15 protein-coding genes are annotated in these 14,345 nt (G+C 70.8%); 7 read left to right on the top strand and 8 right to left on the bottom strand.

Features of this window, described 5'->3' with window-relative positions:
* Positions 1-340 (top strand): hypothetical protein (locus VMV22_12715; protein HUY23190.1); only part of this gene is annotated, 340 nt, incomplete at its 5' end.
* A gap of 60 nt (positions 341-400) precedes the next feature.
* Positions 401-1,144 carry a DUF429 domain-containing protein gene (locus tag VMV22_12710; protein HUY23189.1) on the top strand — a complete coding sequence of 248 codons (744 nt, stop codon included), beginning with the start codon at positions 401-403 and terminating at the stop codon, positions 1,142-1,144.
* Positions 1,145-1,176: 32 nt separating this feature from the next.
* Here VMV22_12710 and VMV22_12705 read toward each other — a convergent pair whose 3' ends face one another.
* The 6 genes from VMV22_12705 to VMV22_12680 all read right to left on the bottom strand — a co-directional run bounded on the left by VMV22_12705 (position 1,177) and on the right by VMV22_12680 (position 7,880).
* A complete protein-coding gene (locus VMV22_12705) occupies positions 1,177-2,376 on the bottom strand; it encodes a hypothetical protein (protein ID HUY23188.1) in 1,200 nt (399 codons plus the stop codon).
* 164 nt (positions 2,377-2,540) lie between these two features.
* Positions 2,541-2,933 carry a prepilin-type N-terminal cleavage/methylation domain-containing protein gene (locus VMV22_12700; protein HUY23187.1) on the bottom strand — a complete coding sequence of 131 codons (393 nt, stop codon included), beginning with the start codon at positions 2,931-2,933 and terminating at the stop codon, positions 2,541-2,543.
* Positions 2,934-3,135: 202 nt separating this feature from the next.
* A complete protein-coding gene (locus VMV22_12695; GenBank protein HUY23186.1) occupies positions 3,136-4,344 on the bottom strand; it encodes a type II secretion system F family protein in 1,209 nt (402 codons plus the stop codon).
* 11 nt (positions 4,345-4,355) lie between these two features.
* Entirely contained in the window at positions 4,356-6,128 is a 1,773-nt protein-coding gene (locus tag VMV22_12690) for a GspE/PulE family protein (protein ID HUY23185.1), read from the bottom strand.
* A gap of 390 nt (positions 6,129-6,518) precedes the next feature.
* On the bottom strand, positions 6,519-7,499 hold the full coding sequence (locus VMV22_12685) for a hypothetical protein (GenBank protein ID HUY23184.1): 981 nt from the start codon (positions 7,497-7,499) through the stop codon (positions 6,519-6,521).
* 81 nt (positions 7,500-7,580) lie between these two features.
* Positions 7,581-7,880, bottom strand: coding sequence for a GNAT family N-acetyltransferase (locus tag VMV22_12680; GenBank protein ID HUY23183.1), 300 nt, complete (start codon positions 7,878-7,880; stop codon positions 7,581-7,583).
* Positions 7,881-8,030: 150 nt separating this feature from the next.
* Here VMV22_12680 and VMV22_12675 point away from each other — a divergent pair, with 150 nt between their 5' ends.
* A complete protein-coding gene (locus tag VMV22_12675) occupies positions 8,031-8,264 on the top strand; it encodes a hypothetical protein (GenBank protein ID HUY23182.1) in 234 nt (77 codons plus the stop codon).
* A 10-nt stretch (positions 8,265-8,274) separates the two neighbouring features.
* Here the strand turns inward: VMV22_12675 and VMV22_12670 are convergent, their stop codons facing one another.
* Entirely contained in the window at positions 8,275-9,054 is a 780-nt protein-coding gene (locus tag VMV22_12670) for a hypothetical protein (GenBank protein ID HUY23181.1), read from the bottom strand.
* A gap of 78 nt (positions 9,055-9,132) precedes the next feature.
* A complete protein-coding gene (locus VMV22_12665) occupies positions 9,133-9,477 on the bottom strand; it encodes a metallopeptidase family protein (GenBank protein HUY23180.1) in 345 nt (114 codons plus the stop codon).
* A 107-nt stretch (positions 9,478-9,584) separates the two neighbouring features.
* Between VMV22_12665 and VMV22_12660 the strand changes: the two genes are divergently transcribed.
* The 4 genes from VMV22_12660 to VMV22_12645 all read left to right on the top strand — a co-directional run.
* Positions 9,585-10,388, top strand: coding sequence for an SDR family oxidoreductase (locus VMV22_12660; protein ID HUY23179.1), 804 nt, complete (start codon positions 9,585-9,587; stop codon positions 10,386-10,388).
* Between the two features lie 61 nt (positions 10,389-10,449).
* Complete coding sequence (locus tag VMV22_12655; GenBank protein HUY23178.1) at positions 10,450-11,814, top strand: sensor domain-containing diguanylate cyclase; 1,365 nt, start codon at positions 10,450-10,452, stop codon at positions 11,812-11,814.
* 154 nt (positions 11,815-11,968) lie between these two features.
* Positions 11,969-13,609 carry an oligosaccharide flippase family protein gene (locus VMV22_12650; protein ID HUY23177.1) on the top strand — a complete coding sequence of 547 codons (1,641 nt, stop codon included), beginning with the start codon at positions 11,969-11,971 and terminating at the stop codon, positions 13,607-13,609.
* Positions 13,610-13,766: 157 nt separating this feature from the next.
* Positions 13,767-14,345: hypothetical protein (locus tag VMV22_12645; GenBank protein ID HUY23176.1), on the top strand; the 579-nt coding region annotated here is incomplete at its 3' end.

The raw sequence follows: 14,345 nt of genomic DNA, 5'->3' as shown, positions 1-14,345 counted from the left end.
GCAGGTCGCAATCCAGACCGTGCGCTATACCAACACCGTCTTCAACGGCGGCTCGTGCCTGTCGTCCAACACGCCGATCCAGATCGGGCAGAATGCGCCGCCCGTCTACGTGGACTGTTCGACGGTCCCGCACAACCTGCTCCCCCCCAATACGGGGGTGTCGCGCGAGGTCAACTTCTATGCCTGCGGGACCTCGTCGACGAGCTGCTCATCGGCGAACTACACCATCTGGGCGATCGTCGACTTCCAGGACGGATCCACGTGCTCCGCATCGTCACTGGCGACATGCGGAGAGATCGAGAGCATCAAGAGCTGGCTCGTCCACAACGCCAACAACTGACCGTCCGGCTTCGGGCCCCCGGTTGCCGCCGGCGTGTTCGCGCTGGGTAGCGTGGTGTCCATGTCGATGTCAGGACCGGGGTCGCGGCGGGGGTCGCATTTGCCCTATCGGACCCTGGCCGGCGTCGTCCCCTGCCCCAAGGGGTGGTTGATCGCGTCGGCCAAGCTCCAGGGGATCACCATGGCCCCGGAGCAGCCCCGGGTCGTCCCGACGTTCCTGGAGGTACTCGACTACAAGCCGGCGTTCCAGGTCGTGGCGCTGTTCTCACCGGTGGGGCTCCTCGACGAGCCGGACTCCCGGGGGCGTGCGTGCGATCGCCAGGCGCGCGCCCTGCTGGGTCGGCCTCGCTCCGGTGCGGTGCTCTCCGCACCGGTGCGGGGCACCCTGAAGTGCAACTCCTACAGCGAGGCCAAGGAGGCGAACGGGGGCCACCTGGGCGCCATCGGGTGGCGCATGCTCAAGCGCACGGTGGAGGTACACGAACAGATGGCCCCGTACTGGCAGCGAACCATCTTCGAGGTGCACCCCGAGCTCAGCTTCTTCCAGCTCAACGAGGACAAGCCCGTCAGATTCTCCAAACACACGAAGGCGGGCCGCGACGAGCGCCGGGCATTGCTCGACGGGCGCATGCCCGGCGTGGAACGGATCATCGGCGAGAAGATCAGAGGCGTCTCGACCGCACACCTCCTCGATGCCGCCGCCTGCCTGTGGACGGCCCGCAGGATCATCGCCCGCGGCGTGGTGCACTTGCCGGAAGACCCGGAATGGGACAGTGAAGGCCTCCGCATGGAGTTCGTGCAGTAGGTACGGGGCAGCGCCTTCTGGTGAGGCCGGGTTCAGGCGGAGACGGCCACGGTTGACGGAGCCTCGTACGGGGGTTGATCGAAGGCGTCGACGTCGGGGCCCTCCCGTGCAGAGCGCCGGAGTGTCCCCGGCCATGCGAGCGCGAGCATCACCACCATGACACCCGTCATCTCCGACCAGTAGGCCCACATGTCCGGCCGGAAGTAGGTCAACACCGTCAGGCCGGCACCTCCGGCGACCGTGCCGGCGAAGCGGATGACGGAACGTTGCGATGCCACCACGAGCGCCAGCACGATGACGGGCATGACGTAGTACGGGTCCATGACGGACTCGAACACGCATCGGAGGCCGAGCACGACGGCTCCCAGCCACACGATGTACCGGGCATCCGACCGGTGCCGCATGCCGAGCGCCCCCACCACCACCGCGATCAGCAGCCCGATGACACGCCCGGGCCCGGCTGCCACCGCGCCGTGACCGAGCTTCGGGGCCAGCAGGAGCCACGGGGTGGCGTGGTCGACCGTGGGGAAGTTGGGTTGGTCGAACAACGCGTGCACGGTGGCATCGAAGTTGGGCACGATAACGGCGACGAGCAGGAAACCCGGCAGGATGGCGATACGCGCCAGCAGGGGAGCGACCTTGCGTCGACCGACGACCGCGACGAACAACGGAATCAGTGCCACGGCATACAGCTGCATGGCCACGGCGCCGCCGAGGAGCCACCCCGCTGCCCCCAGCCGGCGGTTCGACAGGGCCACCACGGCGTACAGGGCGAGCCCCAGAGCGAGCACGTCCTCTGCGTGGCCCCACATGGCGATTGTCGGCCACACGGCGGCGGCGGTCCCGAAGGCCAGGGCCCGACGTGCCCAGCGCGACGCACCGAGCCGGCGCGCCAGCGCATCTGCGGCGAACAGCGGCAGTGCACCGCACGCCAAGAGGAACGGTCCGATGAGCAGCCAAGCCGTGGGCTTGGGGACGGGCGGGAGGATGCCCGGCGCGCTTTCGGAGAGACCGAGGTGCGAAGCCAGGGCGACGATCGGTGCGAGCAGGACGTGGAAGCCGGGCAGGGTCACGAGACCGGTCTTCGAGCTGTAGATGAACGACAGACCTCCCCAGCCGATCCAGTGCGCCGCTCGGACCGTCCCCCAGATGTCCCCGGGGACGACCCAGTAGAACGAGCGGTGCCGGACCAGGGTCGCCCACCACACGGTGTAGGCCATGCCGGTCAGCACGGCGAACGCGCTGACGGCCAGAAGCCATCGTGTGTCGGTCCTGGCTCGTGGTTGAGGATCGTGCATGGTTGTCTCTGGTATCGACAGGCCGGGACGCGGCCGGTGCCGGGAGACCGCACCAACGGTCTCCCGGCACCGGGCTCACATCCCCGAATGCATCGGCCTCACGGCAGGGAATTGCAGGGGTTGCTCGTCCCGTTGTACACCTTGGTGTTGACGGAGACGTTCCCGCTGGTGTCGGCCGAGATGGTGTAGTTGTTCGAGGCCGGCAGTTCCTTCAGCCACGGACCGATCGTCTCGGCGACACCGTTGATGGTCGTCGTCACCGGCCCACTGGTGAGGCTGCTCCAGTTCGTCGGATACGAGCCGGTCTGCGCCTTGTACGCCTCCAGGGCCGTCTCCACGCTCTTGGCGTCTGCGTTGCACGATGACGCAATAGCGTTCTTGTTCGTGCTGCCCACGGCGAAGACGACGATCGCAGCCAGGATGGCCAGGATGATGATGACGATGAGGAGTTCGATCAGGGTGAACCCGCCCTCGTCTCTCTTCGCCACCATCCTCTGCAGGACGTTCTGTGCTGTATCTTCCCTCATGCTGTTCCCTTCCTGAGTTCGCGTCCCGTGAGTGCTCGCTTGTCGCATCCCCTCGATGCGGCGGTCCCCGGGTGCTGTGTCGATGGCCTGCTCTTGTGTTGGGAGAAGTGTTCGAATACTCAAGACCTCCTAGGAGGTGTTCGCTCGACGGACAGACGTCGGGGCGTCATGTGACGTGCACCTGGCGGTAGATGCCGTACATGGCCGAGACGAGGGCAATGGCCACGAAGCCGACGATGATCCCGACGAACAGGATGACGGCCGGCTCGAACAGGCTGGTGAAGTGCTTCAACTTGTAGTCGAGCTCCCGGTCGAAGTAGTGCGCCGCGGTGTCGAGCTGGTGGTCGAGGGTCCCTGTGCTCTCGCCCACCAGGAACATGCGTCGGGCTGCGATGGGGAAGAGGTTGGTCTGCGCCAGGGGTGCGGCGAGCCCTTCGCCCCTGAGCATGCCCTCGCGCGCTGACACCAGGCCCCGCCGGAACACTGCGTTCGTCGTGGCGTTCCCGGTGACGAGCAGCGCCTCGGGCAGGGGCACCCCCGCCCCGACCATCGAACACAGGATCCGGCAGAACCGCTCCAGGATCGCCGTGCGGATGAGGTCTCCCAGAATGGGAACGCGCAGGACGATGACGTCCCGGACCTCGCGGCCCCGACGGGTGGAGGCGCCGAGGACGAACGCGACGATGATCAGGGCGGCGAGGCCGGCGAACAAGAACCAGTCGGTGACGAAGAAGTCGGCAATGGCGATGAGCGCGCGGGTGGGGAGAGGCAGCTTGGCGTGCAGTGAATTGAAGAAGGTCTTGAACCGGGGCAGCACCACGCCGGTTATGACGACCACGGCCACGATGGACATCACCAGGACGATCCCCGGGTAGATGAGGGCCGAGGTGATCTTGCGGCGGGCTTCGGTGTCGCGGTCGATGTACTCGGCCAGCTGGTCGAGGACGGTGTCGAGGTTCCCGGTGAGCTCAGCCGAGCGGAGGATTCCGAGGTAGTAGGGCGGGAACGCCTCGGGGTGGGCGTCGGCGGCGCTGGCGAACGTCTCGCCCGACCGGAGTGCCTCGGCCATCTCCGCCAGGATCCGCTGGAAGGTCTTGCTCCCGACCTCCTGGGAAAGCACCTCCAGAGCCTCGAGGACGGGGATCCCGGCCTGCATGAAGACGGCGAGCTGTCGGGAGAAGTGCATCAACTCCCGGCGTGGGACCTTCTCCCTGGTGATCTCGAATTGGAGGAGGCTCTTCTTCTCGGTCACGTCCACCGGAGCGAGGTTGCGGTCGATCAGGGCCCGACGCGCCAAGCTGCCGGTGACCGCCGTCTCGATGCCCTCGACGGTGGATCCGTCCGGAGCGATCGCCTTGAATTTGAACTTGGCCATGGTGCCCCGCCTCAGGCCGCGTAGATGGATCGGACGACCTCGGAGATGGTCGTGATGTCATCGGTGATCAGGCGGATCGCCTCGTCCCGCAACGTACGCATTCCTTGCGACGCCGCCATTCGCTGCAGCTCTTCCTGGGTCGCCCAACCCACGATGAGCCGCTTGATCTCGGGCGTGATGCGCATAAGCTCGAACACGCCGATCCGGTCCCGGTACCCGGTGCCGGCACAGAAGTTGCACCCCTCCCCCTGGAAGAACTGCGCCTTGGGGAGGCCGCCGCTCTCGCTGTAGAAGGCCAGCTCCTCGTCCTTCGGCTCGTAGGGCGCCTTGCAGGTCTGACAGATCCTGCGGACCAGGCGCTGGCTGACCACCGCCAACACCGACGATGCCACCAGGAACGACTCGATGCCCATGTCGAGGAAACGGTGAAGAGCGGCGGCGGAGTCGGTGGCGTGCAGCGACGACAACACGAGGTGACCGGTAAGGGCCGACTGCACGGCGATGCGCGCCGTCTCCACGTCACGGATCTCGCCGACCAGGATGACGTCGGGGTCCTGGCGCAGGATCGACCGCAGGCCGTTGGCAAAGGTGATCCCCGCCTGCTCATTGGTCTGGATCTGGTTGATCGAGGGGAAGACGTACTCGACCGGGTCCTCGATGGTCATGATGTTCCGGCTGGGGTCGTCGATCTCGGTCAGGGCCGCGTACAGGGTGGTCGTCTTGCCGCTCCCGGTCGGTCCTGCGCACAGCACCATGCCGAACGGGGCACGGATCTGTCGGGTGAAGACCTCGTGGGTGTCAGGGGGCATGCCCAGGTCGGCCATCCGGAAGACGGACCTGCTCTTGTCGAGCACCCGCAGCACGCAGCTCTCTCCCCAGATGGTGGCCACCGTGGACACGCGGATGTCGATCTCGCGCCCGTCGACGACCATCGTGATCTGCCCGTCCTGCGGGCGACGGCGCTCCACGATGTTCATGTCCGCCATGATCTTGAGCCTGCTGACGAGTGCCGCGGCCATCGCCATGGGGAGCTCGACCGCCTCGTGCAGTGCGCCATCGATGCGGAACCGGACCCGAAGATGCTCGTCCTGCGGCTCGATGTGGATGTCGGACGCCCGGTCGCGCATGGCCTGCGTGATGAGGAGGTTCACGACCTGGACGACCGGTGCGTCGCCGGCATGGACCGTCTGCACGGTGGTGTCGGCCAGTCGGCGGGTCGTGTCCGTCGTCTCCTCGAAGGCGCGGACGTGTTCCCTGATGTTCCCGAGTGCCCGGTACGCGGTGTCGATGGCGCGCTGGACGTCCGACTGCGGGGCGATGACCAGCCGGACGACCCGACCGCAGGCGTTGGCGAGCGTCTTCGCCAGTTCGGGGTTCGGGTCCGAGACGGCGATGGTCACCCCGTTTTCGTCCAGTGAGATCGGCACGGCCAGATGCGCCCGGGCCACGCTCTCGGCGAGAACCTCGACCGCTTCGGGAGACGGCGCCTGCTGGGAGAGGTCGACGAGCGGGACCAGGAGCTGGGTGGACAGCGCTTGGGCCAGATCCCGTTCCGAGATCGCACCCAGCTCCACCAGGGTGGCGCCGATCCGCTTGCCCGACGCCGACTGCTGGATCAGGGCGTCGGCCAGCTGGTCGTGGCTGATCAGCTGTGCGCCGACGAGGAGCTCTCCGAGCTGGCCACGGGGACTTCCGGTCGCGCCGATCCGGGCGGGCGCGACCGGAGTGACACCGTCAGCTCCCGTCGAACTGGCCAGATCGTTGGGGTCCTTGCGCAGCTTCATCCCTACTCCCATCGGAGGTTCCCCGTTCAGGTCAGATGCCGAAGGTGCAGGTCACGTCGGTGACACAACGATTCCGGCGTCTCCCGTCGAACAGTACCCGACGGCTCGCGTGCCCTCTGAGCTGGGATTTGCGCGACATGGTCACGCACTCCTGGGCCGACCTCAGACTCCGCGACGGAGCCTGCTGGCAGCCCACACCCACGATGGTGCCGGGTGTGTCACACGCCGGTCCCTATGGAGCGTCAACATTCGGCCAACTGCCGTGGAGCGCGTCGGGACGCCGGTTCGATGCAGCGATCGATCACCCGTCAGAGTGGTCGTAACAGCCGGAATCGTGACCGTGATGTGCCCGATCCGCGCGGTCAGGAGAGATCGGTCAGGAGAGATCGGTCAGGAGAGGTAGGGCAGCTCCTGCTGCCACGTGAACGATGTCGCCGGGGACCCCGAGGTCTCCACCAGGATCTCGGTGAGGCTGGGGTCGCCGCTGTAGCCGCCCTCGAGCCACCCCGTCCCCATCACGCAGTCCTGGCACGGCAGGGGCAGCAGGATGTTCTGCCGGTGGCCCCAGCAGCCCGTGGTGTTCGAGGGCGTGCAGTCGATGTTGGCCGAGCCCACTCCGTCGTCGTACATCCAGAAGTAGACGGCCTCGAGCGGGTTCCCGAGGGCCCCCGCCCAGTTCGACCCCCACTGCGAGTAGGGGAAGCCGGCCGGCGGTCCGGGGTCGGTGTCGTTGGCCGCCCCCTGCAGGGCCGCCTGGTCGAGTGCGGCCACCTTCGTCGCCATGGGGGGCAGCCCGCGGGCGGTGCGCTCCAGGTTGGTGGCCACGAAGAGCTGGGTATCGGGGCCCAGCTGCGCCCAGTTGGAGGGGAGGACGAGCGGGGGCAGCCCCTCCTGGCCGCGGGCATTGGCGATGGCCTCGACGGTGGCCGACACGCATCCCGGTGATCCGTCGTAGTGCGCCCCCGAACAGCTCTGCAGGAAGTCGGGCTGCGGGCTGATGTTGGCGGACGGGCCGGCGGACGGCGCGCTCACATGGGCCGGAGCGGCGGGCGGCGTGGGCGGCACGGCGGGTGGCGCCGTGGTGGTGGTCGTCGGTGCCGGAACGGTCGTCGTGGGAACCGGGGGAGCCGTGGTCGTCGGGATCGCCGGCAGGGTCGTGGTGGGGACCGCCACCGTCGCGACCTCGGACAGGGCCCGACCCACGGGACCGTTCGAGGCGGCCAGGTGGTCGGCGGCGGCGCCGGTGGCCGGCCGGACGGCCAGCACGGCGAGGATGGCCACTTCCCCGAGGGCCAGCAGGAAGCCGAGCCGGAGCCAGCTGGAGCCGCTGCCGCCGGATGCCGCGGCGCGCCGGCGGGGACCGTTTCTCATCCTGCAGGTATCGGCAGTCCCTCCGCCCCACCTGAGCCTGGCGCCCTGTCCCCGGGTGGCGCGTCCTCCGGCTGTCTCCGGCTACGCCGTGGCCACCAGGTCGGCGTACTCGGGGTGGCGCCGGATGTAGCCCGCCATGAAGGGACACAGCGGCGCGACCCGCAGCCCCCGGGCCCGGATGTCGTCGAGGGCGCCGGCAGCCAGCCGGCTCCCGACCCCCTGTCCCTCGAAGGCCGGGTCCACCTCGGCGTGGATGAGGACCCGCGTCCCTCGGCGTGTCGAGTACGTCACGAAGCCGGCCACCGTGTCCCCCACGAGGGCCTCGTACCGGTCCCGGTCGGGCGCGTCACCGACGGCGACCGGCGACCCCGATTCCGCCATCAGCCCTCCCCGTCCCCACGGCGACTCGCCCTCAGTTGTACCCCGCACCGGGTCCTGCGTCGGTCGGCGGCCTCGGGCCGTGGTCGCCCGGCGACCAGCGGTAGGGGCCGATCCGCGCTAGACAGGGTTCCGGAGACCTGGGGAGTGCCCGTGCTCGACGAGACCGCGCACACGAGCCTGCTCACCGCCATCGACATGGCCATCGGCAGGTGCATCGACGCCTTCAACATCGCCTCCGAGGCGGGCGACCAGGAGCTGGCCGACGAGGCCCGGGCGTGCGTGGCCGACCTGAAGGCCCTCCGCCAGAGCGCCGGGTCCCGTCCGACCCGCCCCGCCCGGTGGATGAACGTCCGCACGCCCCGCGGCGACGCCCGCCCCCGCTGACCACGGGGGTTCAGCCCGTCGGGGTGCCGGGCCCGCTTGCGGCCACACCTTGGAGCGCGCTGTACGGCAGCGCGTCGGCCGGTGGCGTCACTGCCATCCGCTCGCCCCAGCGCGAGAAGGTGATGCTGCTCGACCACGGCTGCCCGCCGTCGGAGCCGCCTGCGGTGTAGGCGGCCGGGAGCGTGGTGCGGGCCGCCACGTCGAGGGTCGCCGATCCGGCGATGACCTGGCCCGGCGTCCCCGGGGGGATGCGGCCCGTGACCCGGGACAGCACCATGCCGTGCGCTCGCCGGTCGGTCGAGGTCCTCCGGGGCGCGATCAGCACCTGGGACAGCGCCGCCGCCGTGGTCACTCCCTCCTCCATCGACTGGTAGGGCCCGTCGGCCTGGGCGAGCGCGATCCACCGGCCCGCATCGGCCGATGCCGTCGCCGGCGCCAGGCCCAGCTGGTCGTGCAGCGCGTCGACGTTGCCCGTCACGTAGACGACCTGGTCGGCGACGACCACCGCGAACCGCGACCCGCCGACCTCCACCGCCTGGGTGCCGGCCGACGGCGCGGCGTCGCCGACGATGGTCTGGGTCGACCCGCCGGTCTGCCACACCGCCCGGTAGTGGAACGTGCCGGCCGCACCGGCGGCACCGAGGGCGGCCCGTGTCATCCGGGACGCCACCTGGTCCGGGCGCAGGCGGGGCGGGGGCGCCGAACCCGTCGACGCCAGGGCGATCTCGGCGCCGATGGCGCCCACGATGGCCACCGTGACCCAGGTGACCACCCTGGCGGTCGCGCCCATGGGCGCAGCGTACGGCGACGGCGTGGCGGCGCGGCCGCGGCCCCGGGCGAGCCGGGCCCGGGCCGCATCGCCCTCGGCTCAGGACCAGCCGAGCTCGTCGAGGCGGCGGTCGTCGATGCCGAAGTGGTGGGCCACCTCGTGGACCACCGTCTCGCGGACCATGGTGACGACGTCGCGCTCGCTGTCGCAGGCGTGGCAGACGGTGCGCATGAAGATGGTGATGCGGTCCGGCATCACGAAGGAGTAGTCGATGCCCCGGTCCGTCAGGGGCACCCCTTCGTAGAGGCCCAGCAGCTCGCCCACCGGCGACTCGTCGTCCACCGTCACCGCCACGTTCTCCATGGCCGCGCCCAGGTCGGCGGGGAGGCCGTCGAGGGCGTCGCCCACCAGCTCCTCGAAGCGCTGCGGCGAGAGCCTGACCACCGCCGCCATGATGCCACGGGCACCCCGGCGGGCCGCTGTGGCCGGCCCGAGCCGACCGGGGCGGTGGGCCGGCGCGTAGAGTGCTCGGCACCCCAGGGGGAGGGCCAATGGCGCGGGTTGTGCTGATCACGGGGGCGTCGGCGGGCATCGGCCGGGCGTGCGCGCAGCGCCTGCACGACGGCGGGTGGTCGGTGGTGGGCGCCAGCCGGCGCGGGACGTCGCCGGGGGGCTGGGGCGGCCTGGTCATGGACGTCGACTCCGACGAGTCGGTGCGCGCCGGCGTGGCCGAGGTGCTGGCCGCCCACGGCCGCATCGACGCCCTGGTGGCCTCGGCGGGGTGGGGGATCGCCGGGGCCGTCGAGCACACCACCGTCGAGGAGGCCAAGGCCCAGCTGGAGACGAACTTCTGGGGCGCCACCCGCGTCGTCCAGGGCGTCCTGCCGGCCATGCGGGCCCAGGGGGGAGGGCGCATCGTCCTCGTGAGCTCGATCGGGGGGGTGCTGGCCATCCCCTTCCAGGGCTTCTACAGCGCCAGCAAGTTCGCGCTCGAGGGGATGGGGGAGGCCCTGGCCTACGAGGTGGCCCCGTTCGGCATCGCCGTCACGCTGGTGGAGCCGGGCAACGTGCGGACCGACTTCACGGCCAGCCGCCGGATGGCGGTGGCGTCGGGCGCCGACGATGTCTACCGCGACGCCCTGGACCGGGCGGTCGGGGTGATGGCGCGCGACGAGGCCAACGGCGTCGCTCCCGAGGCGGTGGCCCGGTCGGTGCGCGCCGTGCTCGAGGCCCGCCGCCCGCCGCGCCGGGTGTCGGTCGGCAGGTCCGGGGAGCGCATCGGGATCCTGGCCAAGCGGGTGCTGCCGTACCGGCTCTTCGAGGCGGCGGCCAAGGGGAGCCTGGGCGTCGAGTAACGCGCCCGACGATGGACTTTGGGCCCTATCGCCGGGCGCCGCGCCCGCCGACATGAAGGGGGTGACCACCACCACGGCCCCGCCGGCCGCCGGGCGTTCGTCGCGGCGGCTCGAGCGCGAAGCCCGCATCGTCGGGATCAAGGAGTTCTCGTCCCCGTCGCTCGAGGCGGTCGATCGTCGCCGGTCCCAGCTGTGGACGATCGCCTTCGCCGGCCTGGTGTGCCTGGCCGCCGCGGTGGCCCTCCTCACGGCGGGGACCAGCCACAGCCTCGGCTTCGCCAACCGCTTCGGGTTCCGGGTCGGGACGGTCGCCCTCGTGCTCGGGCTGGGGGGCTACGTCACGGAGAAAGAGCGTCACCTGCGCCGGTTGTCGCGCCTGCTCGTGGACGAGCGCGTCCTCAGCGCGGCGTTGTCGAACCGCCTGAAGGAGCTCGCCATGCTGTACGAGGCGGGCAAGGCCATGAACTCCGTCCTGGTGATCGGCGACGTCCTGCGCCTGATCCTGTCGAGCGCCTTCGAGCTGCTGCGGGCGACGAGCGGGACCATCCTCCTGCTCGACGGCTCGGGCGGGCTGGTCGAGGTGTGCCACGCCGGCGAGACCGGCGCCGCTGCGGCCGGCGAGCTCGGTGGCGGCATCGCCGGCCGGGTGGCGAGGGACCGGGAGCCGCTCCTGGTGCAGGGCACGGTCTCCGAGCGCGGCCAGGTCAAGCGCGAGAGCGCCGTGGGTGTTCCGCTGCTCCACAAGAACGAGCTGCTCGGGGTGCTCAGCCTGAACGGCTCGGTCGACCACCCGTACTCCGAGTACGACCTGCGGGCCGTGTCGCTCTTCGCCGAGCATGCCGCCATCGCCGTGGCGAACGCCCGGCTCTACGAGGCCGAGCGGGCCCTCGCCGCCACGCTGTCGCACCACGCCGTGCACGACCCCCTCACCGGCGCCGCCAATCGGGTCCTCATCAGCGACCGGCTGGTGCACGCCATCGCCCGGACCCGGCGGACCCGGACGCTGGCGGCCGTCCTCTTCATCGACATCGACGACTTCAAGCTCGTGAACGACGAGCTCGGCCACGACGTCGGCGACGACATCCTGTCGTCCTTCGTCGACCGGCTCTCCGCGTGCGTGCGGCCGACCGACACCGTCGGGCGCTTCGGGGGCGACGAGTTCGTGGTGGTGTGCGAGGACATCACCGACGACGCTCACGCCCTGGCCATCGCCACCCGGATCATCGACGGGCTGACGCCCCCCTTCGCCACGCCGCTCGGCGATCGGCAGCTGTCGGCGAGCATCGGCGTCGCCACCTGTGGCGGGGCCCGGCGCTCCTCCTCCGACGCCCTGATCCGCGAGGCCGACCGGGCGATGTACCGGGCGAAGATGGACGGCAAGGCCCGCGTCGTCAGCGCGCCGGGGCCGGCGGTCGCCGCCGCATAGCACCCCGCGGCACGGCCTCGTCGTGTCGCGCCGGCCGTGGAGCACCGGCCGCAGTGGCACGGAACACCCGCCGCCCCTGGTCCGGGCACCTACGATGGGCGGTGCGGCGCACGGCCGTTCCAGGACGTTCGTGGTCGGGGCCGGAAGGAGGCACGTGAGCGGGGGAACGTCGCCGACGGGTGACGACGCCATGCCCGCCGGCGACGACGGGGAGGGCTCGGTCCTCTGGGAGTCCACGTGGAGTGGCGACGAGGCCGTGGCGCAGGAGGGCGGGCTCCCTCGCCGGTTCGGCATCAACGTCACCATGAACTACGCCGCCCTGGCGGCGACGGCGCTGTCGAGCCTGCTGATCACCCCGGTCCTGCTGCACTCGCTCGGCCAGTCCGCCTACGGCGTGTGGTCCCTGGCGGGTGGCGTCATCGGGTACCTCGAGCTCCTCGAGCTCGGCTTCGGGCGTGCCACCACGAAGCTGCTGGCCGAGGACATCGGCCGCCGCCCCGAACGCATCCTGCGGACCCTCAACACCAACGTGGCGGTGCTCGCCGGCTTCGGGCTGCTCGCCTTCGTCGCCGGCGTGGTCATCGCGGTGGCGTCGCCCTCGTTGTTCTCCATTCCGCCCGGCCTGCGCGACGCGTCGGTGACGGTGTTCGTCGTCCTGGCCGTGGCGTTGGCCGTGTCCATCCCGTTCGACAGCTTCGGGGGCGCCCTGGCCGCCCACCAGCGCTACGACCTCCTGGCGGCGTCGAACATCGGGATGGTCGTGGCCACCAGCCTCACGATCGTCGGCATCGTCCTCGCCGGCGGGGGCCTGGTGGCCCTGGCGGTGGGCAGCGCCCTCGTCTCGCTGCCGTTCCACGTCCTGCGGTGGCGCCTCCTGCGCCGCCTGCAGCCCGGCATCCGGCTGTCGCGGCGCTACGTGGACCGGGGGCGGCTGCGCGAGGCGGCCAGCCTGTCGTGGTGGTTCCTGATCGCGGACGTGGCCCTCACGATCATCCTGAAGGTGGACCTGATCGTGGTGGGCCTGCTGTTCGGCGTGCGCGCCGTGGCGGTCTACGCCGTGGGCTCCAAGGCCGCGCAGCTGTTCATCAACGCGCTGCGGGCGTTGGTGCAGGTGTACTTCCCGCACGCGTCGGCCCTCGGCCGCGAGGGGAGGACGGAGGAGCTGCGGCTCCTCGTCGTCGACGGGACGAGGACCGCGCTGGTGCTGAGCGTCCCGTTGACCGTGGTCCTCGTCCTCATCGCCCACGCCGCCATCAAGGTGTGGGTCGGGACCGGGTACGGGCAGTCCGCCGAGATCCTCATCGTCCTCACGCTCGCCATGGCGGTCCGGTCGACGGCGAGCACCGCCGGCGTCGTCCTCTCCGGGAGCGGGCGCGCCCGGGCCGTGGCCGGCGCCGGCATGGTGGAGGCGGCCGTCAACCTGGGGTCGTCGGTGGTCCTGGGGCTCGTCATGGGCCCCATCGGGGTGGCTTTCGGCACGCTCGTGGGCGCCGTGCTCGTGCAGGTGCCGTGGATGGTGACGCTGTCGTGCCGCGTCTCGGACATGAGCCTGCGGCGGTTCGCCGCCGACGCCATCGTGCCGCACGTCGTGCCGGCCGTGGTCACCACCGTCGTGCTCGTGGGCGGGCACGCCCTGCTGTCGGACTCCACGATCCACCTGCTGGTCCTGGCGGTGACGGCCGGGGTGGTCTATCTCGGGACGTACTTCGCTTTCGGCGCCACGCCGATCGAACGCCGCCGTGTGCTCGGCGCACTGGCGGCGGTGCGCTCCCGAGGCAGGTCCTCGCGGCACTAGGCGCGCCACGCGCGCGATGATTGCGGTTCGTCCTCTCTCCGAATACCGGTCGAGGGCGGAGGCAGCGGTCTTCGGGGGGAAGCGCGATGCGCGGTTCGGGCGGGAGGATCATCGTCTGCTGTCGGGCTCATGTCCGTCGGGCGGGTGGCCGCGGGCGATGACCCGGACCACAACCGGCGGCGACGGCTCGACGGGCGTGCCCGGCCACAGGGTGCTGGTGGTGGGCGCCGCCCGCTCCGGGACCACGTGGGTGGCCACGTGCCTGGGTCGGACCGTCGGCGCCGCCTATGTCCACGAGCCCGACAACTTCGACTGGGTGCCCTTCGCCGCCCGGGCCCGGGCGGGCCTGGGGCTCATGCCCGCGCTGGAGCCCGGCGGCGACGCGCCCGAGCCCTACGTGCGCATGTGGGAGTCCGCCTTCCGTGCCCGTCGGCCGAGCGCCCTGGGACGTCTGGCCACCGCCGTCTACGCCCGCACCCCGGCGCGCGCCAAGAGCGCCCTGCTCGAGCCGGGCGGCAGGTCGTCGTCGTTGCGGCTGCAGGTGGCCACGAGGCTGGCCCGTCCGCAGTCCGCTCCCGCCGGCACCGTGCACCCGGTGGTGAAGTCGGTGAACGTCCCGTTGGCGGTGCAATGGGTCGCGGCCCGCTTCGAGCCGCGCGTCCTGGTGGTGCGTCGCCATCCGCTCGACGTCCTCGCCAGCCGTCTGAGCTTCGGCACGGCGTTCTTCGAGAACGCC

Source organism: Acidimicrobiales bacterium (assembly GCA_035531755.1).
Taxonomy (GTDB): domain Bacteria; phylum Actinomycetota; class Acidimicrobiia; order Acidimicrobiales; family UBA8190; genus DATKSK01.
This window is presented reverse-complemented; position numbering and strand designations above follow the sequence as displayed.

Coding starts and splice junctions, on each gene's coding strand:
- VMV22_12680 (HUY23183.1), bottom strand. CDS start 7,880: ATGGCGGAATCGGGGTCGCCGGTCGCCGTCGGTGACGCGCCCGACCGG.
- VMV22_12660 (HUY23179.1), top strand. CDS start 9,585: ATGGCGCGGGTTGTGCTGATCACGGGGGCGTCGGCGGGCATCGGCCGG.
- VMV22_12670 (HUY23181.1), bottom strand. CDS start 9,054: ATGGGCGCGACCGCCAGGGTGGTCACCTGGGTCACGGTGGCCATCGTG.
- VMV22_12695 (HUY23186.1), bottom strand. CDS start 4,344: ATGGCCAAGTTCAAATTCAAGGCGATCGCTCCGGACGGATCCACCGTC.
- VMV22_12685 (HUY23184.1), bottom strand. CDS start 7,499: ATGAGAAACGGTCCCCGCCGGCGCGCCGCGGCATCCGGCGGCAGCGGC.
- VMV22_12690 (HUY23185.1), bottom strand. CDS start 6,128: ATGAAGCTGCGCAAGGACCCCAACGATCTGGCCAGTTCGACGGGAGCT.
- VMV22_12710 (HUY23189.1), top strand. CDS start 401: ATGTCGATGTCAGGACCGGGGTCGCGGCGGGGGTCGCATTTGCCCTAT.
- VMV22_12700 (HUY23187.1), bottom strand. CDS start 2,933: ATGGTGGCGAAGAGAGACGAGGGCGGGTTCACCCTGATCGAACTCCTC.